At 57.8% G+C, this 22,504-nt stretch carries 18 protein-coding genes and 1 pseudogene; 9 read left to right on the top strand and 10 right to left on the bottom strand.

Annotated elements, in window-relative coordinates; translation table 11 throughout:
- Positions 1–241: 241 nt before the first annotated feature.
- Entirely contained in the window at positions 242–697 is a 456-nt protein-coding gene (locus ACIQAL_RS19165) for an NADPH-dependent FMN reductase (RefSeq protein ID WP_401148301.1), read from the bottom strand.
- 69 nt (positions 698–766) lie between these two features.
- On the opposite strand from ACIQAL_RS19165, the gene ACIQAL_RS19160 reads away from it, so the two are divergent.
- Entirely contained in the window at positions 767–1,261 is a 495-nt protein-coding gene (locus ACIQAL_RS19160; RefSeq protein WP_401148298.1) for a DUF1543 domain-containing protein, read from the top strand.
- 235 nt (positions 1,262–1,496) lie between these two features.
- Here the strand turns inward: ACIQAL_RS19160 and ACIQAL_RS19155 are convergent, their stop codons facing one another.
- A complete protein-coding gene (locus ACIQAL_RS19155) occupies positions 1,497–1,703 on the bottom strand; it encodes a hypothetical protein (protein WP_401148296.1) in 207 nt (68 codons plus the stop codon).
- 681 nt (positions 1,704–2,384) lie between these two features.
- Here ACIQAL_RS19155 and ACIQAL_RS19150 point away from each other — a divergent pair.
- Together ACIQAL_RS19150 and ACIQAL_RS19145 are read left to right on the top strand one after the other, a co-directional pair.
- Positions 2,385–2,717: a hypothetical protein gene (locus ACIQAL_RS19150; RefSeq protein ID WP_401148294.1), complete on the top strand. Its 333-nt coding sequence runs from the start codon at positions 2,385–2,387 to the stop codon at positions 2,715–2,717.
- 86 nt (positions 2,718–2,803) lie between these two features.
- A complete protein-coding gene (locus tag ACIQAL_RS19145) occupies positions 2,804–3,313 on the top strand; it encodes a ProQ/FinO family protein (protein ID WP_401148595.1) in 510 nt (169 codons plus the stop codon).
- A gap of 215 nt (positions 3,314–3,528) precedes the next feature.
- Here ACIQAL_RS19145 and ACIQAL_RS19140 read toward each other — a convergent pair whose 3' ends face one another.
- The gene (locus ACIQAL_RS19140; RefSeq protein WP_401148592.1) at positions 3,529–3,828 is read right to left on the bottom strand and encodes a helix-turn-helix domain-containing protein; all 300 of its coding nucleotides are present in this window, start codon (positions 3,826–3,828) and stop codon (positions 3,529–3,531) included.
- A gap of 861 nt (positions 3,829–4,689) precedes the next feature.
- On the opposite strand from ACIQAL_RS19140, the pseudogene ACIQAL_RS19135 reads away from it, so the two are divergent.
- The 3 genes and pseudogenes from ACIQAL_RS19135 to ACIQAL_RS19125 form a co-directional block, all read left to right on the top strand.
- Positions 4,690–8,412 (top strand): annotated as a pseudogene (locus ACIQAL_RS19135) (RecQ family ATP-dependent DNA helicase); the annotation flags it as partial.
- Positions 8,413–8,895: 483 nt separating this feature from the next.
- Positions 8,896–9,171: a hypothetical protein gene (locus ACIQAL_RS19130; RefSeq protein WP_401148292.1), complete on the top strand. Its 276-nt coding sequence runs from the start codon at positions 8,896–8,898 to the stop codon at positions 9,169–9,171.
- Positions 9,172–9,387: 216 nt separating this feature from the next.
- Positions 9,388–10,692, top strand: a complete 1,305-nt coding sequence (locus ACIQAL_RS19125) for a tyrosine-type recombinase/integrase (protein ID WP_401148291.1) — start codon at positions 9,388–9,390, stop codon at positions 10,690–10,692.
- A gap of 10 nt (positions 10,693–10,702) precedes the next feature.
- Here the strand turns inward: ACIQAL_RS19125 and ACIQAL_RS19120 are convergent, their stop codons facing one another.
- A complete protein-coding gene (locus tag ACIQAL_RS19120; RefSeq protein ID WP_401148289.1) occupies positions 10,703–11,923 on the bottom strand; it encodes an MFS transporter in 1,221 nt (406 codons plus the stop codon).
- A gap of 126 nt (positions 11,924–12,049) precedes the next feature.
- On the opposite strand from ACIQAL_RS19120, the gene ACIQAL_RS19115 reads away from it, so the two are divergent.
- Positions 12,050–12,976, top strand: a complete 927-nt coding sequence (locus tag ACIQAL_RS19115) for a LysR substrate-binding domain-containing protein (RefSeq protein WP_401148287.1) — start codon at positions 12,050–12,052, stop codon at positions 12,974–12,976.
- A 100-nt stretch (positions 12,977–13,076) separates the two neighbouring features.
- Here the strand turns inward: ACIQAL_RS19115 and ACIQAL_RS19110 are convergent, their stop codons facing one another.
- The 5 genes from ACIQAL_RS19110 to ACIQAL_RS19090 all read right to left on the bottom strand — a co-directional run bounded on the left by ACIQAL_RS19110 (position 13,077) and on the right by ACIQAL_RS19090 (position 19,426).
- Positions 13,077–14,114 carry an XdhC family protein gene (locus ACIQAL_RS19110; protein ID WP_401148286.1) on the bottom strand — a complete coding sequence of 346 codons (1,038 nt, stop codon included), beginning with the start codon at positions 14,112–14,114 and terminating at the stop codon, positions 13,077–13,079.
- 11 nt (positions 14,115–14,125) lie between these two features.
- Entirely contained in the window at positions 14,126–15,472 is a 1,347-nt protein-coding gene (locus ACIQAL_RS19105) for a c-type cytochrome (RefSeq protein WP_401148283.1), read from the bottom strand.
- Between the two features lie 17 nt (positions 15,473–15,489).
- Positions 15,490–17,739 carry a molybdopterin cofactor-binding domain-containing protein gene (locus ACIQAL_RS19100; RefSeq protein WP_401148280.1) on the bottom strand — a complete coding sequence of 750 codons (2,250 nt, stop codon included), beginning with the start codon at positions 17,737–17,739 and terminating at the stop codon, positions 15,490–15,492.
- Positions 17,739–18,203, bottom strand: coding sequence for a (2Fe-2S)-binding protein (locus ACIQAL_RS19095; protein WP_341957911.1), 465 nt, complete (start codon positions 18,201–18,203; stop codon positions 17,739–17,741). The genes ACIQAL_RS19100 and ACIQAL_RS19095 overlap by 1 nt, the downstream gene beginning before the upstream one ends.
- A 278-nt stretch (positions 18,204–18,481) precedes the next feature.
- Positions 18,482–19,426 carry an AraC family transcriptional regulator N-terminal domain-containing protein gene (locus ACIQAL_RS19090; RefSeq protein ID WP_401148277.1) on the bottom strand — a complete coding sequence of 315 codons (945 nt, stop codon included), beginning with the start codon at positions 19,424–19,426 and terminating at the stop codon, positions 18,482–18,484.
- Positions 19,427–19,720: 294 nt separating this feature from the next.
- Here ACIQAL_RS19090 and ACIQAL_RS19085 point away from each other — a divergent pair, with 294 nt between their 5' ends.
- Together ACIQAL_RS19085 and ACIQAL_RS19080 are read left to right on the top strand one after the other, a co-directional pair.
- Positions 19,721–20,779 carry an NAD(P)-dependent alcohol dehydrogenase gene (locus ACIQAL_RS19085; protein ID WP_401148274.1) on the top strand — a complete coding sequence of 353 codons (1,059 nt, stop codon included), beginning with the start codon at positions 19,721–19,723 and terminating at the stop codon, positions 20,777–20,779.
- 186 nt (positions 20,780–20,965) lie between these two features.
- Positions 20,966–22,093, top strand: coding sequence for a metallophosphoesterase (locus ACIQAL_RS19080; RefSeq protein ID WP_401148271.1), 1,128 nt, complete (start codon positions 20,966–20,968; stop codon positions 22,091–22,093).
- A gap of 112 nt (positions 22,094–22,205) precedes the next feature.
- Here ACIQAL_RS19080 and ACIQAL_RS19075 read toward each other — a convergent pair whose 3' ends face one another.
- Positions 22,206–22,484, bottom strand: a complete 279-nt coding sequence (locus ACIQAL_RS19075; protein WP_166594469.1) for a DUF2790 domain-containing protein — start codon at positions 22,482–22,484, stop codon at positions 22,206–22,208.
- Positions 22,485–22,504: the final 20 nt, after the last annotated feature.

The following is a 22,504-nucleotide window of genomic DNA, read 5'->3' as shown; positions in this document are numbered from 1 at the left end:
TCATTCTTTCAGAGGTAGCTGGGGCAAAGGCTTGCCGTAGCCAGCGGCTGAAGACTCCACTACCGGTGGATGAAGAGAATCATCTGACGAGGCAAGGCTTTGATTGACGAGAAGTAAATTCCGGATTCAAACTGTCAATCATCCGATCATCCAGAATTTGTGCCGTATAGGCGCCCGTTTCAGTAGTGCTCAGGCTTAGGGATCTGCTGAGAAGCTGAACAATTCAATGTGTGATGACGGATCAGTAGGGGGTGCCACCCTCCATCTGATGCCGGAGTGCATGGGCATACCACTCGAACTCGTCCAAGAATCTGTCCATCTGTTTGGTTATGCGCTCGTCTCTGGGCTGACCGTCTTCAGCCAAAGCATCATTGATATGCGGAACAGAGAAGATGCTGGGGATACTTGGCATGCCTAATTCACCCAGTATCATCCGCAGCTGCATAGCCGCCCGGACTCCGCCAAAACCTCCAACCGAGTAACAAGCAATCGCAGAAGGGCGCCACATGTCTTCTTCGAGAAAATGATCGAGAAGGTTCTTCAGCGCTGGCGGCACCCCATGATTATATTCCGCGCTCACCAAAAGAAATCCGTCAGCTCTCCGGTAGAGCGTCGCGAGATCTTCGAGTCCGGTAGGGGCAGATCCTTTCGGATACTCTTTGTACATGCGATCCAGCAAGGGCAAGCGGATCTGCACCGGGTCAACCCGGCAACAAGATCGCGGTGTTTTTCAACGAGTGACGAACGTATTTACGGATGGGCATTGATGCTTTTTGTGGTGATGCTTGGCGGGAAACATCCTCGCGCAAAGATCGAGGTGCACGACGTGGTTTTTGTCGTCGCTGATTCACTGGAACAGGCATACCCGCAGCTTCGTGATGGCTGGTTCGGCAGCCCTAAGGGCGTTCATATCGACTCCTGGATGGCTGTCAATGGCGTTGAAAACTCGCGTGTGGAGTTCAGCTCACTGGCTCCATCACCTGATTCACCTCGTCTGTACTTCATCAACCTGGGTGGCTACGAATCACAGACCTTTGGCGAAGCGCACCACTATCTGCTAGTGGTGGCCAAGGACAAGCGAGAGGCCATGGCGAAAGGTAAGCGACAGCCTTTGTCGCATTGGACTCAAGCACATACAGATACAGTGCTGGACGTGGATGATTGCTTACCCATTGATGAGGTCAGTGGACGGTATGTGCATCTCATCGATGGGCCACATGCTGGGATAGTCCAGCGTAACGATTACATCTTGCTTTCCTGATCTCTGCCGGGGGTTGGTGTACTGCCTCATGCGCAAACTGGTTGGTATTCGGGTGTGCCGCCTGCGACGGACGGCTGTCGTGAACCAAGCAGCCTCGCTAAGCGGGCGTCTTGGCCCAGCGCGCTTCCCTCTTAAGACCTGCGCTCTCCGCCTGCAGAGCCCTAATCTCAGTTCAGAAGTCGAGTCGTGATGGCGTCCCATCAAACGCTTTACCCGCTTGTCTTACAGAGGTGGGCTAACTTTTGTCGTGAAGAGCTGCTAACCGCTTGGCCGACTGGTTCAACTTTGCGTTGAATGCTTCCAGCATCTGTCCGACCTCTGTGATCTGGTTTGCGGTGGCTTTACTCGATGCCGCTTCGGCAAGAACCGATTCGATGGACGAAGTGAGCTCGATCTGATTTTGAATCAGGTCAGAGTGGGCGGCGGTGAAAGCATCTTTCATATCAAACTTCGGTGTTATGAAGCCTGTGTGAAGCTCAGTGCGAGTCTTTTCGAAACGCAGAGCCCCTTTGACTGTACCCACGGATTTCCCGGATATATGCCCGAGCTTCACGAAAGTAATAGCGTCTCCAGTACGGTCGCACGTTCCTTCTCAGTCGCCACACACCGAAGGCTCCTGCACCAAACATAAAGGGGAGCATGAGGGCGGGATGGATGCCTGATAGAAATATGGCGGGGGAGTAGATCGCGATGAACATCGATTGGTCTTGGAGGGTAAGCCATTCCGTATGAAAGCTTTGCCGCAGTGTCCCGAGATGGGCTCTGTAGATGACAAAAAAGCATCCACCTAGGAAAAGAAAAAAGCCCCCCAATACACCGCCTCCTGACGTTGACAGCACGCACAGGCGAATCCCGAAGCCCACCAGGATGATGCTAGCGGAGAAGCATGCCAGGAGGGCGTCCCACTGCTGGTCAACCGAGCGATAAAAGCGTTTCTGAATTTGAGTTCTATGTATCTCATGGAAACGTGGGTTCATAGGCACTCCGTTGCACCTGGGTTGCAATCCGTCCGCGTGAAGTATTGTCGAAGAAGTAATACTGCGCTGGCCTGTATCCGTTAGGGATACTCCAGCGCTGCTGATAGAATCGAACCAGCTGAATGTAGCTCTCTCCGAGATTTTGCATGAATCCTGAACTGACTGAAGAAGAAATGCGCCGCGCGCTTTTCGGTAACGCTGAGTCTACACCGCAGGTTGCCGCTGCCCCGATTCCAGAACCCGCCCCCGAAGTGGTGTTCGTAAAGCCAGCGCCGCCGACAGCGAAGAAGAAAGCGGCGAAGGCATTCACTCCGCGACTTCGAGTCACGCTCCGCGTGGGGAACGAGTTTGAAGGCAAAACATTTGAGCTGATCCACGAAGCCGACACACTCAGCAAGCTCTTGGCGGAGCAAGAGGCGGTGAAGGCGGCGAGGAAGAAGTACCGGTATGTAGAAGTTGTTTCAGTCAAGTCTATGTAGTCGAAGTATCCCGTCTCAGATGATCCCAAGCGCCGTATGGATTACTCTTGCACCTCGCAATCAACCTTCAAGCAGTGAATAGAACGATGGGATTTGAACAACTGGCTGAGCTACGTGACCGCTTGCGGGCTGAAAAAGAGCCGCCAAAGGCCGATAACGCGAAGCATTTTAAGCGTAAGTCCTCTCCGCACGCGAAGCCACGTAATCAGGATCCGGCTGTGGAAGCGATCTGGCCTCTGCAGAAGCATTTTCCGCTGGCGTTCCCTGTTAACCCACCCCCGAAAGTTCCGCTCAAGGAAGGCATTCTCAAAGATGCTGAGCAGCACCTTGAACTACTCGGCTTGACCAGCGAGCAGCTGAAACTGGGTATCTCGACCTGGTGCAGAGGAACGCGGTACTGGGCAAGCATGGTCGAGAACGCGCCCCGCTTGGATTTGAGTGGTCAGCCAGCCGGCGTTGTGACTGCAACTCAGGCTACGCATGCGAAGCAGCAGGCTTCGCGGCAACGCGGCCAAGACAGACGAAATCGTACGAAGTCAAAAGAGGATGAAGGGATCCTTGGTGCTCGAACAAGCCAAACGAGACGTACCTTGTAGGAATAGATCCAGCCAAGGCAAAAGTAGAGAGTTATGTGATTAACAAGATGACGAAGGCCTTCCGGCGATATCTGAGGGGCGCGGCCAATTAAGGGGGACTGTCTTTCTGCTTAACGACCTTACGGGAGCGGCTGCCGTAGGCCAAACCCGACAAAATCATCGGTTTGGGCTCTGTCGGCTTCCGTCCTCGCGTCTGCGTGCTCCGCTTGGTGATCTTATCTTCCGTCACTGGTGGGAATGGGGCAGTACTGGTTCTGCCACCGCCGAGGGCTAACGCCCTTTGACCGCGTGAACACACGCGTAAAATATGATTGATCTGAAAACCCACATTCTTGAGCCACGAGACTGATAGGAAGTTGCCTCGTTCTCAGCAACTCTTCAGCCCTCAGAATTTTTTCTTGGCGCAGCCAATCGTGGGGAGCCAAACCGGTGGCGTTCTTAAAGGCCCGGGAAAAATGGCTTCTCGATATTGCACATTCATTCGCCACCCTTTCAATCGAACAGCCCTGGGCCATTAGACCTATCATCAACTCTTTTGCTCTTTTAACCCGCCAGGGGGCCAGATTCTCGTGCGGGCGCTTCGGCGAACATCGGCGACTTGCGTCGGAAGAATATCTTGTATGTTGAGCGTTGTGTCTGACGGGCACAGGGAAGGTAAAAGGTATGAGTTCTGACAAATCGTCATTTATAACTTTGCGTAGCTCATTTTTGGACAGCGCATACTCTTCGTAGTCGAACCCGCTATCGGTTGTGCTCACACTCTGCTCCTAGTGGTATTAATAATTGTGTTGCCAGGGTGCGACTTTTCGTAGGCGCTTGAGCCTGCATCACGGCTTTGCGGGGTATCTCATCGTTTGGCCATTGGATCTCTCGCACGTCCAACCCAAGCGAAGCTCATTGATTGGGTGTCCGATTGATGATTCCGTTGCGTGAGCTTTCTCGATGGCCTTTTGCTGCTGTAGTATTGCGGTCGACATATTTAGATTCAAGCTCGCTTTCCGAATCACTCAAAAAAGATGCGAGTCTGTGAAACCTGAGGAGCAGAAGTCGACAAGACTGAGACTCGGGGACGTTTGGGCGAACCGGCACGGTGGATTGTTGTTGCCGCGGATGGACACGTTGTTGTTCACGGCGATGGCAGCGCAAAGGGAGGCTTTGTCCCCCCATTTACTCGCGTCCAGTGCTCACGCTATCTAGTGATCGGACAAGGTGGGGTCGCATCGATGCTGTCGATTTGCCATCTGGATTACAGGAAATCATAATCCTGGTGTTCCTTTTTACCCTGGGGCCTCGGCGGCATCGATTCGCGTGCGGATTGAACTAATGAGCTGCTTGAGAGCCGATGCGGTTGATTTATTGGATGGATTCTTGATCGCATGGCCGTATCTTCTGCAGTAAGCGCTTTGATTTTTGATTTGGAAGTCGTACCCGCTTCCGACACCAGCGCTGAAAAAATCATCAAACTCGGCGCTATGAGGCCCGATAGCAATGAAGAGGTTGAGCTCAATACCACCCACAACCTAGCGCAAGCGTTGCAGCGAATGGATTCCCTTGTGCGGGGCGCTGAGTGGGTGCTTGGCCATAACGTGTTGTTGCATGATCTGCCGTTACTTCGGAGAACGGCGCCCGATCTGAAACTCCATGAGCTTCCGGTGATTGACACGTTAATGCTCTCACCGCTGGCGTTTCCTCAAAATCCCTACCATCGACTGATCAAGGATTACAAATTGATCAGGGATACCCTCAACTCGCCTCTGGCCGACTGCCGCTCGACTTTCACGTTGTTCAACGATCAACGAGGTGCGTTCGCGGTGTTAGGAGCGTCGAGTCGGGCGGAATTACAATGCTATCAAAGCTTGATCGCTCCTCCCGGAAGTGATCTGGAGCCGTTGTTTTACGAACTCACCAATGCCTCTGCGATTGCCCCTGAACTGTTGGGGCCTCAGCTAAGGCATTTGTTGCAGGAGACGGATCCGACGCTTCAGAGGAAGCTGAAGGTTTGCTCGACGCGGCTTGATCACTTGATCCGAGCGGAGCTTGAAAAAAAAGACCTGCATTGGCCTCTGGCTTATACGCTGGCTTGGCTTCGTGTTTCAGGTGGTAACTCGGTGCTGGCGCCATGGGTGCGGTACCAGTTCCCGCGGGTGGGCGAATTGATCACTCAACTGCGAGATGTTCCCTGTGGAGAACCCTCGTGCGGGTATTGCCGGACGACGCATGATCCTCGACATGAGCTGCAGCGGTATTTCGGGTTCGAGGACTTTCGCTACGAGGAGGAAGGTAAAAGCCTGCAGCACGATATCGTTTCTGCCGGGATGCGAGGGCGTAACGTGCTTGCGATTCTTGCTACGGGCGGAGGCAAATCGCTGTGCTACCAGTTACCGGCGCTCAACCGATACCACCGCAACGGGAGCCTCACTGTAATCGTCTCTCCGCTGCAGTCGCTGATGAAAGATCAAGTCGATGGGTTGCTTGAGAGGAACGTTCAGTGTGCTGCAGCGCTCAACGGCCTACTCACCATGCCAGAGCGTTCCGATGTCCTCGAAAAAATCCAGATGGGCGACATCGGCATATTGCTGGTTTCTCCCGAGCAGTTCCGAAACAAGTCATTCCGTCGCGCAGTCAAGCAACGCCAGGTTGGTGCGTGGATCTTTGACGAGGCGCACTGCCTGTCCAAATGGGGCAACGATTTTCGCCCGGATTACCTCTACGCGTCACGCTTCATTCGGGATTACCACGGTGATCGACCTCTTGCTCCCATCGGCTGTTTCACTGCCACAGCTAAGCCCGATGTTCTGACGGACATCCGAGCACATTTTGCCGATCGCTTAGGCATCACGTTCGATGAATTTTTAGGTTCTCACGAGCGTACAAACTTAAGCTTCGAAGTCATCCCTTGCACCAAAGCTGAGAAATGGCCCAGAACTCACGAGTTGCTCGACGACAATCTGAGTTCGGGCAACGGCGGATCCGTGATTTTCGTATCCAGTCGAAAAGGAGCAGAGGAGCTTTCTGAGTTCTTAATCGCCCAGGGATGGCCGTGCAAGCATTTCCATGCTGGGCTACCACCAAGTGAGAAAACCGACATCCAGAACTCCTTCAAGAACGGTACGTTGAAGGTGATTGTGGCCACCAACGCATTCGGCATGGGGGTCGATAAGGCTGACATCCGGCTGGTGGTTCACGCTGACATTCCAGGTTCTCTGGAAAACTACCTGCAGGAGGCTGGGAGGGCCGGTCGAGACCAGGATGATGCTCGCTGCGTTCTGCTGTATGACCCTCAGGACATCGAAACTCAGTTCGGTATGAGCGAGCGGTCTCGACTAGGGCTTCGGGATATCCAGCAAATACTCAAGAAACTCCGCACTGAAAGCGGAAAGCGTAAGGGGCGGGAGCTAGTCATCACGGCAGGGGAAATTCTGCTAGATGCCGCTGTAGATACGAGTTTCGCCGCGGACGATCGAGACGCCGAAACCAAGGTTGTCACTGCTGTAGCTTGGTTGGAGCGTAGCGACTTTCTCAAAAGAGAAGAAAACCAGACGCGGATTTTTCCAGCACGACCCGCACTAACGCTGGAGGAAGCTAATCGCCGCCTCCAGCTGGCTGGTTTATCCCTGCGCCGCCTCGAAGAATTCAAGGCGATCGTTGGATTCATATACGGTGCGGGAGCGGATCAGAGGATCAGCACAGATGAGCTGATCGCTTTGACGAGCCAGTCTCAGGAAGAGCTCGCCGGTGCGTTAAAGCAGATGGAGGAGATGGGAATCCTTATTAACGACTCCCAGTTGACTCTCTATGTCCGCCATGGGGTGGTCGGTGCATCTAACCAGCGGCTCAAGGATGCACTAGAGCTAGAAGAAGCGCTTTTCAATGTGTTACCAGAGTGGTCGCCAGAAGCAGAAAATGGGGATTGGCAAGACGTAAATCTTCCTCACCTGACGACCGTTCTGCGCGCGCATGTGGATCGCAAGGATGTCCTTCCTTTACATGTGGCTAGGCTGCTACGCAGTCTTGCTCAGGATCGTGATGGAGAGAGCCAGCAGCGCAGCAGCTTCGAGCTTCGTCAGCTCAACCGAGACCAGTTGAAGCTGCGGATTATCGGCGGCCATTCGTGGCGTAAAATCAGCAAGTTCGGAGAGAAACGACGTGCCATCGCACATAGCTTGCTGACGTTTTTTATCTCACTTCTCGCCCCGGGGGCGCGCTCAAAAGACCTTCTCATAGAGACCACCTTCGGCCAATTGATCGGGGTGATCGAGGGTGATCTGATCCTCGCCCAAACAATCCCGCCCGATCAGCGCCGACGCGCGATTGAACACGTCCTGTTGTACCTCCATCAGCAGGAGGTCTTGATCCTGAACCATGGCATGACTGTCATGCGCCGAGCGATGACGATTGAGGTTAACGCAGATAAGAAGGCTGGTTATCTGAAGGAAGATTTTCAGCGGCTTGACGAGCATTATCGCGAGAAGTGCATTCAGGTTCACGTGATGCGTGAGTACGCCGAAAAAGGCCTCAAGGACATGGCTGCTGCGTTGCGGCTGGTGTTTGATTATTTCAGCAATCCCAAGCGCGATTTCATCCAGGAATACTTCGGCGGCCGTGAGGAGGTGCTAAAGCTTGCAACCAGCGAGCAGTCCTGGAAATCCATCGTGCATTCGCTCAGTGGAACCCAGCGCCTGGTGGTTGCCGATAATGACGATATCAATCGCCTCGTACTGGCAGGGCCAGGTTCAGGTAAGACACGGGTTATCGTCCACCGCATCGCGTACCTTCTTCGAGTACGCCGTGTTCCTGCGAGTAGCATCATCGCACTTACATTCAATCGACATGCTGCCAATGAAATTCGACGCCGCTTGCTTAGCTTGGTAGGTGTGGATGCTTACGGTGTGAGCGTCATGACTTACCACAGCATGGCGATGCGGCTGACAGGCACTCGTTTTGAGCGAGGAGAGGTCGTTGACGAGGCTCGTCTTACCGCAGTGATGACAGCCGCGGTGGAACTGCTGGAGGGCGGTGCTCAAGGCTCTGCAGAAGACGATGACATCTGCGAGCAGCTACTGCGAGGCTATCGATACATCCTTGTAGACGAATATCAGGGTACGTATACGTGTAGCAGAGTGATTGAGGTACGGCCAATCTGATCGTGACATGCGGTGCTAACCGGCGATTAGTGAAACAGCAGCGGGAAGCGAACATGAGACAGGGGATGAGGATGAGCTTTCAAATTGCTGATTTTTCGAGAAACGGGGTTTTGTGCAAACGTGAACGGAGGTTAGTGACATTGAACAGGACCGACCGGTTCCGTTCCAGTTACAGGATTTAACATAATATACATTATACGTAACAGCCTGTGTCAGCACTGGGTGGTGAGTGTGACGCTTTGCAACGCTCAAAACCCCAAATTCCATCCTTGGGCGTCCAGTCTTCAAATCGCTACCTCGCCGTCTATCCTCAAGCCGATCCAGTCACCACCCTCATTCTCCATCCCGATCTTCCCATCACGAATGCCTCCACGCCTCACATCAAGCTGAGCAACATCGACTCAGCACCAATGCTCACGCCCAGATCAAGGATGAACAATGAACCGCGCATTCGCCGCATTACTCATCTGCGCAAGCTTCAACGCTTGGTCTGCAGACTCCATTGCACAAACGATCGCCGGTCAGGCGTCAACATTCGCCAACGCAACGCTGTGCGAATCTCTAAGGTTGATCATTCTCCGTTCGGCCTGGCACTGGACAAACAATGCCGAAACAGACAACGGGCCGAGTTCGATGAGCTTCAAGACCGTAAGCCGCTTCGGGACTGCATCAAGCCAGGGAACGTCATTGATGACGATGTCCGGAAATGCGTGAAAGGGATTTGAGCACACAGTGATTGCTTATCGGATGCAACGACGCATGCCAATAAGCGGTTGGGCCAGATATTGCGGAAATTCGCTGGAATCAGCATTTGGGTAGCCGGATTGACGCGTTTGTAATATCCGATAACTGTCAGACCCGGATATTGCACAATACTGCTCCGCATAGGATCATCACGACCATTCCAAAGCCTTCTGCAAGCGATTTTCAATGTCCACGCCTTCGACACCGCATCCGTTATTCGAGACTTTTGCCCGTTTCGTCGAGCTGAATTTCAGTTCGCTCAAGGAGGAACTGCCCGCCGTCACCCGCTATCTGGAGCAATTTCCCGCCGAATTGCAGGCCCTTGAGGGCTATCGCGCCGTGCGGGGTTTCTTGAAGTCCTATGCCGGCAACGAGTCTACGTTCAATTCCTACCGCACGCACGTCGAGCGCCTGTTGCTATGGACCCTGCTGAAGTCTCGCGTTTCCCTTTTGGACATGCGCCGTACACACGCAGAGTCGTTTCTGGAGTTCTGCCTCGCACCCGATCCCGCCTGGGTCGGCCCTGTCGTGAAATCGCGCTTCTTACGGGTCGGCGGTCGCAAGAAGCTGGCCAGTGATACGTCTGTGTTGAACCCTGATTGGCGGCCTTTCAGTCAGTCGGCTTCCAAAGAGGAACGCAAGCGCGCCAACGAGGACAACCGCCCTCTCCTTCAGGACCATTACAAGCCTGCGCAAGGCTCGATCGCGCAGATATTTGCGGTCTGCGGCAGCTTTTTTCAACATGCCATCGATGAGGGTTTCTGTGAGCACAATCCGTTCAAGGCAGTTAAACAGAAGAGCAAGTACAAGCAGCGCACCACGGGCGACGCCGACACGCGCATTCTGACCTCATTGCAGTGGGACTTTGTGCTGGAAACAGCCGAGTTGCTGGCCTCCCAGGATGCTAGATATGAACGCACGCTGTTCATCGTGGCGACGATTTTTGCGATGTATTTGCGGGTCTCCGACCTGGTCGGCCGTGAGAACTGGACGCCGAGCATGGGCGACATGCGCAAGGATGGCGCGGGCAACTGGTGGTATCACGTGGTTGGCAAAGGCAACAAGGCCGGGAAAATCAGCGTGCGGGACGACTATGTCGAGAACTACCTCAAGCGTTGGCGGGTGCATCAGGGCCTGTCGCCGTTGCCCGGTTTCCGCGAAACCACCCCGTTGATCGCGACGCAACGAGGGCGCGCCGGGTTGTCGGATCGACATATCCGGGTGTTGCTCCAAGAGGTATTTGACCGGGCACTGGAACGGATGCAGGCGGAAAACTGGGCAGATGAAGACGTTGGACGCTTGCGTGCGGCATCTTTGCATTGGTTGAGGCACACCTCGGCGACGTTCGATGCGCCCCATCGCGACATGAAAGACCTTCAGGTCGATTTGCGGCACAACAGCCTCAGTACGACCCAGAACGTCTACTACAACTCCGAGGACGAAAAACGCGCGTATTCGGCAAAACGGCTGCCCATGAGGGAGCGTGATTAAGCCTTTATGTTCATCGCGATTCACCCACCCCTTCAGGATGCCGGAGGGTCGCAAGGGTGACCGGCAAAAACGACACGGCCGCCGTGACCGCTATGACGATGACAGCCGCCGCGATACCTGCGTGATCACCCACGTAGCCATACAGCACCGGGGCCAGCGCGCCGGCGCCAATGGTTCCGGTGTAAAACACTGAAAAAGCTCGGGCGTGCCCGGGTGTGTCGACCACGTCGGTGACCGCGCCGTACAACACGGAAGATGTGCCATTCAACACCACTCCCAGGAACGGCAGTGTCAGCATGGCGATCGTCAGCGGTGTCGTCAGCACCAGCACGATGAGCAGTGCGGTCGCGACCTCCGTCAGCATGATTGCCCTGGTGCTGCCGAGTGACTCCGCCATCCAGCCGCAACAAAATTTGCCGACGGCGCCGCCGATGAAGACCAGCGTCAGGCCAACGCCCGTTTGAGCCAACGAGCCGCCGCTGGACTTGATGATGAACGGAAGAAAGGTGAGAAATCCCATGCGCACAGCACTGTCCAGTATCGCTGTGGCGAGCAGTGCCCGAAAGGCGCCCGGTGTCTCGGCCACTCCGTTGATATCGTCTGCCGGGTGACTCGGCTCAGGCGACGCGTGAACGGTGTCAGTCCTCTTAAGGAGCGCTCCGATCAATAACGCCGCGAGCACGCCCACGCCTGCGTAGACAAAGATCACATTACGATACGAGCCATAGGTGAGCAGGACCGCCGCTGAAGCGGGCAGCACCGATTTGCCGACATCCCCCGCGAAGTTGTAGATCCCCAGCGGCCGCTTGGCCCCGCTGCCGTACGCCCGAGACACCATGGCGGACGCCACGGGGTGTTGCACGCTCGCGCCGATCCCGGCGACCACCAGTGCAGCACCCAAACCGACGGCGCTCCCGGCCAGCCCCGCCAGTAACCAGCCGAGCGCGGTGACAGTGGTCGACCCGACGAGCAAATGGACCGGACGAACGTTTGATGTCAACGAGGTCACCGGTATTTGCAACACGGCCAGCGTCAAGGCATAAGCGCTTCTGAGCACACTCAGCCACACATAGCCGAGCATGAACATGTCCTGCCAGACCGGCAGGAACACATACACCAGATCGCACAAACCATCGTGTGTGGCATGGGCCGCGCAGGCGGCGGTGAGCGCATTTTTACGTGATGTTCGTTTAGTATGCGGGACGTCAGGCGCGGGAGCTGATGAGGTCATGGTGAGTGTTCGCGGCAGGGAAAAGCTATTCTGTCCCGACGCGGGAAACGGTCGTTAATGAAAGGATTTTATGCCCTATGAATGTCCAGTTGAGGCTCGGCAATGGCCGCTAGGAAATTCCCCTCGATGGCTGCGCTCAGGGGGTTTGAGGCCTGCGTTCGGCACCTGAATTTTTCGCAGGCGGCGTTGGAGTTGCATGTCACGCAAAGCGCGATCAGCCACCAGGTCAGACAACTGGAGGAGATACTGGGCGCCGAGCTGTTTGATCGCAGTGCCGGTGCGATGGTCGTGACGCAGGCTGGCATCGAACTGCTCCCTGTCGTGCGCCAGTTCCTGAAGGATTTTGCCGCCCTCGCCACGCGCTTCGAGCGAAGTGCTCAGGGCGCATCGCTGATCGAGCTCTTCGTTCACGACTCGTTCGCCAACACCTGGTTGATCCCTCGCCTGCCCGCCTTCTACGCCAGGCATCCCGACATCCGTATTCAGCTCAACACCGAGGATTTCTCGCGATTCGATAATGCCAGCGGACAAGCCGCCATACGCCTGGAAACCCGCGACGCCACATGGCCGGGCTTTTACGCGGAGTTCGTGCTTCCTGAACGGATTTTCCCGGTGTGCAGCCCTGCCCTGATCGATCGGATCGGCCCTCCCGCAACCCCCGAAGACGTGATCAAGTTCCCGGTCATTCTGCGTTCCCGGAACATGGCCAATGGCGAACAGATATCGACGCCTTCCTGGGATTACTGGCTAGAAAAAAACGCACTGGCACCCTCCTCGCTCAATTGCGTGCTGGTCGTGCCTCACTCCAACATGGCCGTCTCGGCGGCGATTCGAGGACTTGGCGTCGCGATGGCCAGGACATCGCACATCTCTGATGAACTGCGCACCGGCACGCTTCGCAAACTGCTGGATGAGGAAATGGAAAGTGACACGGGTTATCACTTTCTCTGTGCCCCAGGCAAACAGAGCTCGCCTGAGATTCGCGCCGTTCTTGACTGGCTCAAGGCAGAAAGCAGAGAGGCTGACAACCCTGACACAACATCGGCAGATTGACCCGGCGCGACACACGCACACACGCTTGTTCACCGACGCAGTCTGCGCGGGCTTCGAGGCGCCGTGAGATGCGGGTGTCGTCGCCCGCGCGTGAAGCCCCTCAGACCAGTTCTTTCTCCAGCTCCAGCGTCACTCGGTCTTCCAGCGCCTTGGCCTCGGTCACGCTGACGTCCCGAGGCAGGACGACGCCGTTTTTGGCGGCGAGGATTTCAGCCATGACGCTGACGGCAATTTCCGCCGGGGTCTTACTGCCGATATAAATGCCAATGGGGCCGCGCAGTCGCTGAAGTGACACTTCGGTTTCGCCAAAGTGTTCGATCAAGCGCTCGCGGCGCTGTTGGCTGTTGCGTCGCGAACCGATGGCGCCGATGTAAAACGCCGGACTCTGCAAGGCCTCCAGCAAGGCCAGGTCGTCGAGCTTGGGATCGTGGCTCAAGGCGACGATGCAGGTTCTGAGGTCAACCGAGAAATCCCGGACGACATCATCCGGCATGCCGACGATGCGCTGGACACCACTGACTGACCAAGTTTCGACGTACTCGGGACGCGGATCACAGACCGTGACTTTGAAGCCGTTGAACAACGCCATCGTGGCCAGGTACTCGGCCAGCGCACCGGCGCCGATCATGAGCAGGCGGTACCCTGGGCCCAAGGTGTTGAGCATCTGTTGGCCGTCAAAGCTGAACTGCTCCGGCGCAGGGCTGTGTTCGAGGCTTACCTCGTTGCTCGCCAACACCAGGCGCCGACGCACCAAGTGCCCCGAGTCGAGCTGGCCCAATACTTCATCCAGCGATTGCCAGGAGGGGTTGAACTCGAAGACCAGCTCCAGGGTTCCGCCACATGGCAATCCGAAACGATGGGCTTCGTCGGCCGTGACGCCGTAACGCACCACTTCTGGGTGCCCTCCCCTCAAACCCTCACCTCCGTAGGCGGTGGTATAGCGGTGGATGAGATCGTCTTCGATGCAGCCCCCCGACACGCTGCCCACCACGCGACCGTCGTTACGCAGGGCCATCATCGAGCCGACGGGCCTCGGCGAGGAGCCCCAGGTCCGGGCCACGGTCGCCAGCAGCACGTGTTCTCCTGCCGCGAGCCAGTCACGGGCGGTGCGCAACACCAAAAGGTCAATGCTTTCCATCAGGCGTCTCCTTACCGCATTTGCAGAATGATCGGGCTGCTACTTGCCGGGTCTGTGTGTTCACGTAATTTGCTGACTGCCTGCGCATCCACGGGTTCACTCTGATTGCCCCACGTGCTGCGCACGAAAGACAGGACTTCGGCGATTTGCTGATCCGACAGCTGTTCGCGGAACGCCGGCATGCGATAGGCGTCCGGGACGCCAGCCGCGACCACGCGCTGCGATCCGTTCAGGGTGATGTTGATGGCCGAAGCGTTTTCTTTCGCCAGTGCCGACGTCGCCCCGGCCAAGGGCGGCATCCACTCCGACTGCCCTTTTCCATCGTCCCCATGACACGACGCACAGCGGGTCACGTACGTGTGGGCGCCTGGAACGTCCAGCCGGGCAGCGGCGGACACTGCTTGATACTGCCAGGGTGCGCCGTCGCGTTGGCCATCGCCAGGCAATGACTTCAGATAACGCGCAATCGCCGCCAGGTCTCCGTCGCTCATGAACTGCGTGGAGTTGTTGAAGGCTTCGGTCATCGAACCGAAGACCACCGCGTGTTTGTTGCGTCCGGTCTTGAGGAACTGCACGATTTCCGGCTCGTCCCAGCGACCCAGCCCGGTGTTGTGATCGTTGCGCAAACTCGGCGCGTACCAGCCATCGAGCAACGCACCGGCCAGGAACGGTGTACCGGAATCGTCGAGCGCCTTTTCGTTGAACGCCAGTCCGCGCGGCGTGTGGCAACTGCCGCAGTGGCCAGCGCCTTGAACGATGTAGGCACCGCGATTCCATAGCTCGTCTTTACCTGCCTTGGCCGCATACGGCGCGGCATCGGTGAACACGCCGTTCCATAACGCGATGGGCCAACGCATGTTCAGCGGCCACGGAATCGCGCTCGCGATGTTGGCCTGTTTGACCGGCGCGACCCCTTTCATGAAGAACGCATATAACGCGCGGACGTCTTCGTCCGTGAGCTTGGCGTAAGACGGATACGGCATGGCCGGGTACAGACGACGTCCGCCGGGGGCGACGCCATGTCGAACGGCCCTGTCAAAGTCCGCCAGGCTGTAGCCGCCAATGCCGGTGTCCCGGTCCGGGGTGATGTTGGTGGTATGAATCGCGCCCAGTGGCGTGGCCATTTCCAGCCCACCGGCAAACGGCGCACCCCCAGGCACGCTGTGACACGCCACGCAATCACTGAGCCGGGCGACATACTCACCTCGGGTCACCAGCGCGGGCGCCATGTCAGCGGTCTGATCAGCTTGCAGATGCGAGACGGGCTCGCGGGTAACGTACCAGGCCAGCAGGCCCACCGCGACCAGGCACGGCAACGCCAGCCAGCCAGCGGTTCTTGCGAATCGGCTGTTATTCATAAAGGCTCCGGCGCAGGTCAGGTAAAGGTGTATCGGCTCAAGGGCATGCTGCGAGGCCGTTGCCCCGTCAATGCCGCGACCGCGTTGGCCACGGCAGGCGCCACCGCAGGCAGCGGCGGTTCACCGATGCCACCCATTTTTTCCCCGCTTTCGACCACCTTCACATGCACCCGTGCCATCCGCGAGGGCGGCAGAATCGGATACAAGTCGTAGTTGCGCGCACGGGGCTTACCGTCGACGTACACCGCTTCCTCCACCAATACCTGAGACAACCCCAACGACACCGCGCCATTGACCTGAGCCTCGACAATCGCCGGGTTGACGATGCTGCCGGGGTCGATGGCTTGCCAGATGTCGTGCACCTTGACCTGGCCGTGCTCGATGGACACCTCGGCGATCACGGCTGTCTGCGTGCCGAACGGCGATGCCATGGCCACGCCGCGAGCGCGTTTGCTGCCGTCCTCAGCGGTGAACGGACCGCGCTTCCAGCCCCCCGAGAGTTCACCGACCGCGTTCAACAAGGTCGTCAGGCGTTTGTTGTCGCGCAGCAGGTGCAGGCGCAATTCGAACGGGTCTTTGCCGCCTTTGTCCGCCAGCTCGTCGAGAAAGGACTCATAGAAGAAGTCGTTGAGCGAATTACCCACCGAGCGCCAGTAGCCCAACGTGACCGAGCCTTTGACGTAGATCTGCGCAATGCGCTTGTTGGGAATCGCGTAGGACTTGCCAGACAGTCCCTCAAGGGCCGTCGGGTCGATCTTGTCGCCTTGCTTGCCGGCCAGTCCCTCGGTCGGCCCTTCTGTCGCGCTGATCGCTTCGATTGCAACAGGCCAACCGTCATTGTCCAGAGCGCCGCGGAAATTGACCGCTGCACCGGGTCTCAAGACGTCACGCAAAAACTCTTCTTCACGGCTCCAGATCATTTTTATCGGACGCCCGACCGCTTTCGCCAATTCGATGGCCTGCGGGTACGGACTGGCCGAGTCGTACAGGAAATGCCGACCGAAGAAGCCGCCCAGCAACGGCGAATGCAGGGTGATCCGCGACGGGTTCAGCCCGAAGCGCTTGGCAATGTCGGCCTGGAACATTTCTGGCGCCTGGTTGGGCAGCCAGATTTCCAGCGACCCGTCCGGGTTGAACCGCGCCAGGGCCGATGGCGGCTCCAACTGGGCATGGTGCAGGTATTGGTTGTTGTAGGTCGCTTCGATTTTGCTCTTGGCGTTGGCCAGCGTACCGGCCACATCGCCTTCGTTTTCGTCATCGCGAGCCGGGCCTTTCTCAGCGGCCAGTCGTTTGAAATAGGCGTCGGTCGAGAAATCAGCGGGCATCACGCGCATTGTCGAATCGGCGGGTGCTTCCTGCCAGTCCACTTGAATCGCTTCCACGGCACGCTTGGCATGCCACCAACGCTCGGCGACCACCGCCACGGCGCCGGGCAGACGGTGCACCGAATGCACGCCTTTCATGGCCTTGACCTGGTCTTCGTTGCGCAGGGTGCCCACGGTCATGCCCAGGCGCGGCGCGTGTTGCACCGCAGCGTGAAGCATGCCGTCGACTTTGAGGTCGATGGTGTAGAGCGCCTTGCCGGTGGACTTGTCATAGGCATCGAGGCGTTTCACCGGTTTGCCGATCCAGCGGAACTGGCTCGGGTCGCGCAGCGTGACGCTGGCGGGGTCCGGCACCGGCAAGTCCAGTGCGCGGCCCGCCAGTTCACCATAAGGAATGGACCGACCCGAGGCCGCGTGCACCACTTTACCGGGCTCGGTGGTCAGTTCGCTGACGGGCACGTTGAGCGCCTCAGCCCCTGCCTGAAGCAGCATGGCGCGGGCCAGCGCGCCCAGACGGCGCATGGTCGGGTAGCTCATCCGGATCGACATGCTGCCGCCCGTGATGCGGATGCCGTTTTCCATCACGTAATACGCTTCACCCGGCGGAGCGCACTCGACGATAAAGGTGGCAGGGTCGGCATCGAGCTCTTCGCCGACGATCTGCGCCATGGCCGTGAACGTACCCTGCCCGCCCTCGATGAACGGAGACAGCAGCCGCACGGTGTTGTCCGGGCGAATTTCCAGAAACGCAGGCACTTGGGTGCCGCGCTCTGCGGCGCCCCCAGCAGCGGCCTGAACGCGAGACGAACCGAGTGGCAAGCCAAAACCCAACACTAACGCGCCCACGGCGGTGCCGGTCAGGAAGCGTCGGCGGGAAAAGTTGACGGGGTCGGTCAGGGGTTGCCCCATGAGATGGGCGACGGCATCGAAACGAACGTTCATCAGGCATCCCCCTTCACGGTTTGTCCGGCGAGGTCATGGACAGCGGCATGAATCGCGTTATAGGTCCCACAGCGGCACAGATTGACCATGGCGGCTTCGATCTGCGCGTCGCTGGGTTTGGCCGTGTGTTTGAGCAGCGCTGTGGCGGCCATCACTTGCCCGGACTGGCAATAGCCGCACTGAGCGACTTGATGCTCGACCCACGTGGCGACCACACGCTTACCGACTTCATCGGACTCAATCGCCTCGATGGTCGTCACCTCACGGCCTACCACACCGGCCACCGGAGTCACGCAGGAACGCACGACGTTGCCATCCACCAGCACCGAGCACGCGCCGCACTGTGCGAGGCCGCAACCGTATTTGGTGCCCGTCATGCCCAGGTCGTCGCGAATCACCCACAGCAAGGGCGTATCGGCGTCGGCATCGACTTGATAGGTCTTCTGATTAATGCGTAATTCCATGGCTCACCCGCTCATCATCGGTTGATTATGCTTTTTGATTTTTTAAACGGCGGCGCTGCGGGCAGCGATGACAGGCGGGGTCTCCCGGCTGCGTAGACGCGTGTCGAAGGCCGGCGCCAGGTGCGATGCCTGGCAGGGAGGAGGTTTTTTGAAACAGGCTCCCGGTGGCCCAACTTTAGCCTTTGGTTCTGACAGTTTCTATCCATACCGTGAAAGGTCGGAGGATTAGGCAAGTATTCAGGAGGATTGCACTCCAGAGACGCGCGTGAGGACCTGATTCACTCCGTCGCGCGGCTCCCCGCCGCCAGAGACGATTGGATATCGCGCATAGGTGGCGCGCCGAAACTGCGTTTGTATTCCCGGTTGAACTGGGTGGCGCTTTCGTAGCCGACACGCACGGCGGCGGTCGTGGCATCCACGGCTTCGGTCAACAGAATCCGGCGAGCCTCGTGAAGACGAAGGTGTTTCTGGTACTGCAACGGGCTCATGGCGGTCATGACCCGAAAATGGTGATGCAATGTCGATACGCCCATTCCCGCCAGCGTCGCGAGGTCTTCGATCCGCAGAGGCTGCATATAGTGGTCCCGCAGCCAGGCGATGGCCTTGGCGATGCGCTGACTCTGTGTTCCGGCGATGATCGTGTCCCGAAAGCGAAGCCCCGCCGAGCTCACCAGAATCCGATAAATGATCTCGCGCTGAATGAGCGGCCCGACATGCAGCAAGTCCTGTGGGTTGTCGATCAGTTTGATCAGCCGCCCCACAGCATCGAACAGCTCGACCGTCGCCGGTCCGAGGGCCATGCCGATGCCGGTAGCAGCGCCGCCCGAACCGGTGGTTCCCACATCGGCCATGACCTGGCGCGCCGTCTGCAAGTCGAGTCGCATCAACAGCGAGACGTAAGGCGCTTCGGGGGTCGCGTCCAGCACTTCAGTCACCGTTGGCAGGTTGACAGCGGTGAGCAGGAATCGGGACTCGTTATAGATGTAGGTGGTTTTTCCGAGGTGCAGGCGCTTGCGCCCCCGAAGGATCAGGGAAATGCTCGGTTCGTAGACATATGAGCTGGGCACGGTCGGCCTCAGAACCGTGGCAACGCTGAGACCGGGCAACGAGGTCATGCGCTCGGCATCGTTTTTCAGAAACCTTTCAATGCGGTTTGCCAGTTCCTCGCGAATGCCGGCGGTTTCGGCACGCCGGATATCATCCGCCTCGTTTAATTCAATCATGATGAGGGACCTGAATCACCGTGTTCATGGGGAGACGTTGCGTTCATGACGACTGTAGAGGCATGCGCCGTTTTCAAGTTAGCCCATTTCTATCGAGGGATTGCCTGATTCTCTGGCTCGCCATTCCGTGGGAATAGTGGCGCGTTCCCTATTTCCCGCCGGCGCACTCTGTCAACTCCCTCTTCCAGCCCCGTCATCCAAGCGGATCGGGCAATGACCCGGGAGTATCGGGCTGACCGGCGGCTGACATTCAGCCGTATGGTCATTGCTCCTCCCTACCAGGACATTCGACCGATGAAGACTTATGGATACGCTGCACACAATGCCAGCAGCCCACTGACTCATTTTTCCTTCGAACGCCGCGAATTGCGGCCGGATGACGTTGCTATTGAAATCCTCTACTGCGGGGTGTGCCATAGCGACCTGCATCAGGCACGCGGCGATTGGAGCGCCTTCCAAAAGACGCACTACCCCTGCGTGCCGGGCCACGAGATCATTGGCAAAGTGGTCGAAACGGGCCGCGACGTCAGCCCGTTCAGCGTTGGGCAGCACGTGGCGGTCGGGACCATCATCGACAGCTGCTCGCACTGCGATCAGTGCCGACTCGGCGAAGAGCAAATGTGCCGCGAGTACCCGACCGTGACCTATAACGGACAGGACCGGATCACCCACGACGTCACCCTGGGCGGTTACGCCAAACACATCGTCGTCAAAGACCATTTCGTGCTCGCGCTTCCCGAAAAGCTCGATCCAGCCCTCGCGGGCCCGCTGCTGTGTGCCGGGATCACCGTTTACTCCCCGCTGCGCACATGGAACGTCGGCCCCGGCAGCCGCGTAGGCGTCATCGGCATCGGCGAACTGGGGCATCTGGCCGTGCGTTTCGCCGCAGCGATGGGCGCCAACGTAACGGTCATCACCCGCACGTCCGGGAAGGCCGACGAGGCGTACGCATTGGGCGCTGACAATGTGCTGCTGTCCACCTCGGACGAGGCCATGACCAACGCCGCGTCAGCCTTTGATGTGATCATCGACACGATTCCCGTCGCCCACGACTTGTCGCCTTATCTGGGCCTGCTGGACGTGGCCGGCACGCTGGTCATCGTCGGCAATCTGGGTGACATGGAAGGCTTTAGCACCTTGCCGTTGATCATGGGTCGCAGACGCATCACCGGGTCGCCCTCCGGCGGCATTGCCCAAACCCAGGAAATGCTCGATTTCTGTGCGCGTAAAGGCATCGTTCCGGACTGCGAAACCATCGCGATCCAGGACATCAATCACGCCTTCGAACGTATGGAGCGCGGCGACGTCCGCTACCGGTTCGTGATCGACATGGCCTCACTGACCGCGGCCTGATCCTGCACTGCGAGGACACACATGATGTGGCGTACCTCCTCTCACAGCAGGAAGCACATGCCATGAATAAAACAGGGGCTTCTGAACGTATCGCCTTGGCCGTTGATCTCAACCTCTCTGGGCTGGCGCTTTCACAGCATTTAGCGAGGTAGGCGCACAGGCCATTACGGACACAGGAGCCACCTGATGTTTCATCTTATGTTCAGCACGCCTTGCCTGTATGTGATCGTTCGATTCATCTGGCCCCTGCCGTGGCCCCTGCCCGTCAGAGTCGGGGCCGCGCTGGTGCTGTTGCTGGCGTCGCAGTACCACCTGTACGCGAAATTCTCCTCCGGCAGCGTGTTCTCGCCGGAGTTTCCCCGTGGGGTGGTGATTCTTTTCAACTGGGCATTCGGCGCGATTCTGCTGATCGCGGTGTTGCAGCTCGTCGTTGATCTGGGCGCCCTGCTCACCCTGATGGTTCGTCGCCGCTGGCTGGAGATTCCCGTCACGCTGCGCTATGGGATAGGGACTGCGGCGCTGTTACTGGCGGCTGTCGGCGTGCACCAGGCGATACGGGTCCCGCCGGTCAAGGACATCGATGTGGCCATTAAAGACCTGCCGCCGCAATTCGACGGTTATACCGTTCTGCAATTGACCGATATGCACATCAGTCGCCTCTTTAATCAGCCGTGGGCGCAAGCGGTGGTTGATCGTTCAAACGCGCTGGGGGTCGATCTGATCGTGGTCACCGGCGACCTCATCGACGGCCCGCTCAGCGCACGAAGACAAGACGTCGAACCGCTGCGCAATCTGCACGCTCCCGACGGGGTGTATGTGATTCCCGGCAATCACGAGTATTTTTTCGATCACGAAACGTGGATGCGCTACTTCGCGTCTCTGGGCATGATCCGCCTGAACAACAGCCATGCACTCATCGAGCGCAACGGCGCTCGTTTAGTCCTCGCTGGCGTCACCGACCTGAGCGCTCCACGGGCCGGTTTGCCGGGTCCAGACCTCAAGCAGGCGCTGGCAGGCGCGCCCGACCACACGCCGATCATTTTGCTGGACCACCAGCCGCGCAACGCTCGGCTCGCCGCGAGTCAAGGCGTGGCGTTGCAGTTGTCGGGGCATACCCACGGCGGCATGATTCGTCCGCTTGACCTGATCATCGCCCGGGCCAACGAAGGTTTTGTGTCAGGGTTCTATGACGTTGACGGCCTGCAGCTCTACGTCAATAACGGCACCGCGCTCTGGCCAGGCTTTGCCTTGCGGCTTGGCGTGCCTTCGGAACTGACTCGCATCACGCTCAGGCGAGCAGCCGAACCGGGATGATCAAGGCGCGAGTCATAACAGAGGAAATTTATATAACGCACACAAAAACGCTGCGTCATTAGCGCAGCGTTTTTCTTATTGCACGTGAGCATATAAACATCGCCCAGCAAGATCAGCCGTTTTGACGGCCATAACCCATGGTGGTGTATTCCAGGTTATGGGTGACGCCGTTGCTATCAACATACGTCAGATCGGTTTTTACCAGGCCGTCAAACTTTTCAGGGTCTTGAGCGGTTTTAACGCTGGTGACCTTGGCGACGTCGAGGCCTTTGTGACGGTTGTACTGTTCGGTTTGAGACACTGGCTGCGCGCTGGCCTGGGTGTTCGACAGCTCATTGGCCGAGGCGAAGACACTGAACAGCGAGAGTGCGGCGAAGGCTACGTATTTCATGTGATTCTCCAAAAGTCGGT

The organism is Pseudomonas sp. NPDC088368 (assembly GCF_044753445.1).
Classification (GTDB): Bacteria; Pseudomonadota; Gammaproteobacteria; order Pseudomonadales; family Pseudomonadaceae; genus Aquipseudomonas; species Aquipseudomonas bambusae.
This window is presented reverse-complemented; position numbering and strand designations above follow the sequence as displayed.

What these genes read in the sequence shown, in the direction of transcription:
- ACIQAL_RS19140 (WP_401148592.1), bottom strand. Translation starts at nt 3,828, where the DNA reads ATGGCCCAGGGCTGTTCGATTGAAAGGGTGGCGAATGAATGTGCAATA.
- ACIQAL_RS19125 (WP_401148291.1), top strand. Translation starts at nt 9,388, where the DNA reads ATGTCCACGCCTTCGACACCGCATCCGTTATTCGAGACTTTTGCCCGT.
- ACIQAL_RS19085 (WP_401148274.1), top strand. Translation starts at nt 19,721, where the DNA reads ATGAAGACTTATGGATACGCTGCACACAATGCCAGCAGCCCACTGACT.
- ACIQAL_RS19095 (WP_341957911.1), bottom strand. Translation starts at nt 18,203, where the DNA reads ATGGAATTACGCATTAATCAGAAGACCTATCAAGTCGATGCCGACGCC.
- ACIQAL_RS19155 (WP_401148296.1), bottom strand. Translation starts at nt 1,703, where the DNA reads ATGAAAGATGCTTTCACCGCCGCCCACTCTGACCTGATTCAAAATCAG.
- ACIQAL_RS19110 (WP_401148286.1), bottom strand. Translation starts at nt 14,114, where the DNA reads ATGGAAAGCATTGACCTTTTGGTGTTGCGCACCGCCCGTGACTGGCTC.
- ACIQAL_RS19105 (WP_401148283.1), bottom strand. Translation starts at nt 15,472, where the DNA reads ATGAATAACAGCCGATTCGCAAGAACCGCTGGCTGGCTGGCGTTGCCG.
- ACIQAL_RS19150 (WP_401148294.1), top strand. Translation starts at nt 2,385, where the DNA reads ATGAATCCTGAACTGACTGAAGAAGAAATGCGCCGCGCGCTTTTCGGT.
- ACIQAL_RS19145 (WP_401148595.1), top strand. Translation starts at nt 2,804, where the DNA reads ATGGGATTTGAACAACTGGCTGAGCTACGTGACCGCTTGCGGGCTGAA.
- ACIQAL_RS19115 (WP_401148287.1), top strand. Translation starts at nt 12,050, where the DNA reads ATGGCTGCGCTCAGGGGGTTTGAGGCCTGCGTTCGGCACCTGAATTTT.
- ACIQAL_RS19075 (WP_166594469.1), bottom strand. Translation starts at nt 22,484, where the DNA reads ATGAAATACGTAGCCTTCGCCGCACTCTCGCTGTTCAGTGTCTTCGCC.
- ACIQAL_RS19160 (WP_401148298.1), top strand. Translation starts at nt 767, where the DNA reads ATGCTTTTTGTGGTGATGCTTGGCGGGAAACATCCTCGCGCAAAGATC.
- ACIQAL_RS19100 (WP_401148280.1), bottom strand. Translation starts at nt 17,739, where the DNA reads ATGAACGTTCGTTTCGATGCCGTCGCCCATCTCATGGGGCAACCCCTG.
- ACIQAL_RS19090 (WP_401148277.1), bottom strand. Translation starts at nt 19,426, where the DNA reads ATGATTGAATTAAACGAGGCGGATGATATCCGGCGTGCCGAAACCGCC.
- ACIQAL_RS19120 (WP_401148289.1), bottom strand. Translation starts at nt 11,923, where the DNA reads ATGACCTCATCAGCTCCCGCGCCTGACGTCCCGCATACTAAACGAACA.
- ACIQAL_RS19080 (WP_401148271.1), top strand. Translation starts at nt 20,966, where the DNA reads ATGTTTCATCTTATGTTCAGCACGCCTTGCCTGTATGTGATCGTTCGA.
- ACIQAL_RS19130 (WP_401148292.1), top strand. Translation starts at nt 8,896, where the DNA reads ATGAACCGCGCATTCGCCGCATTACTCATCTGCGCAAGCTTCAACGCT.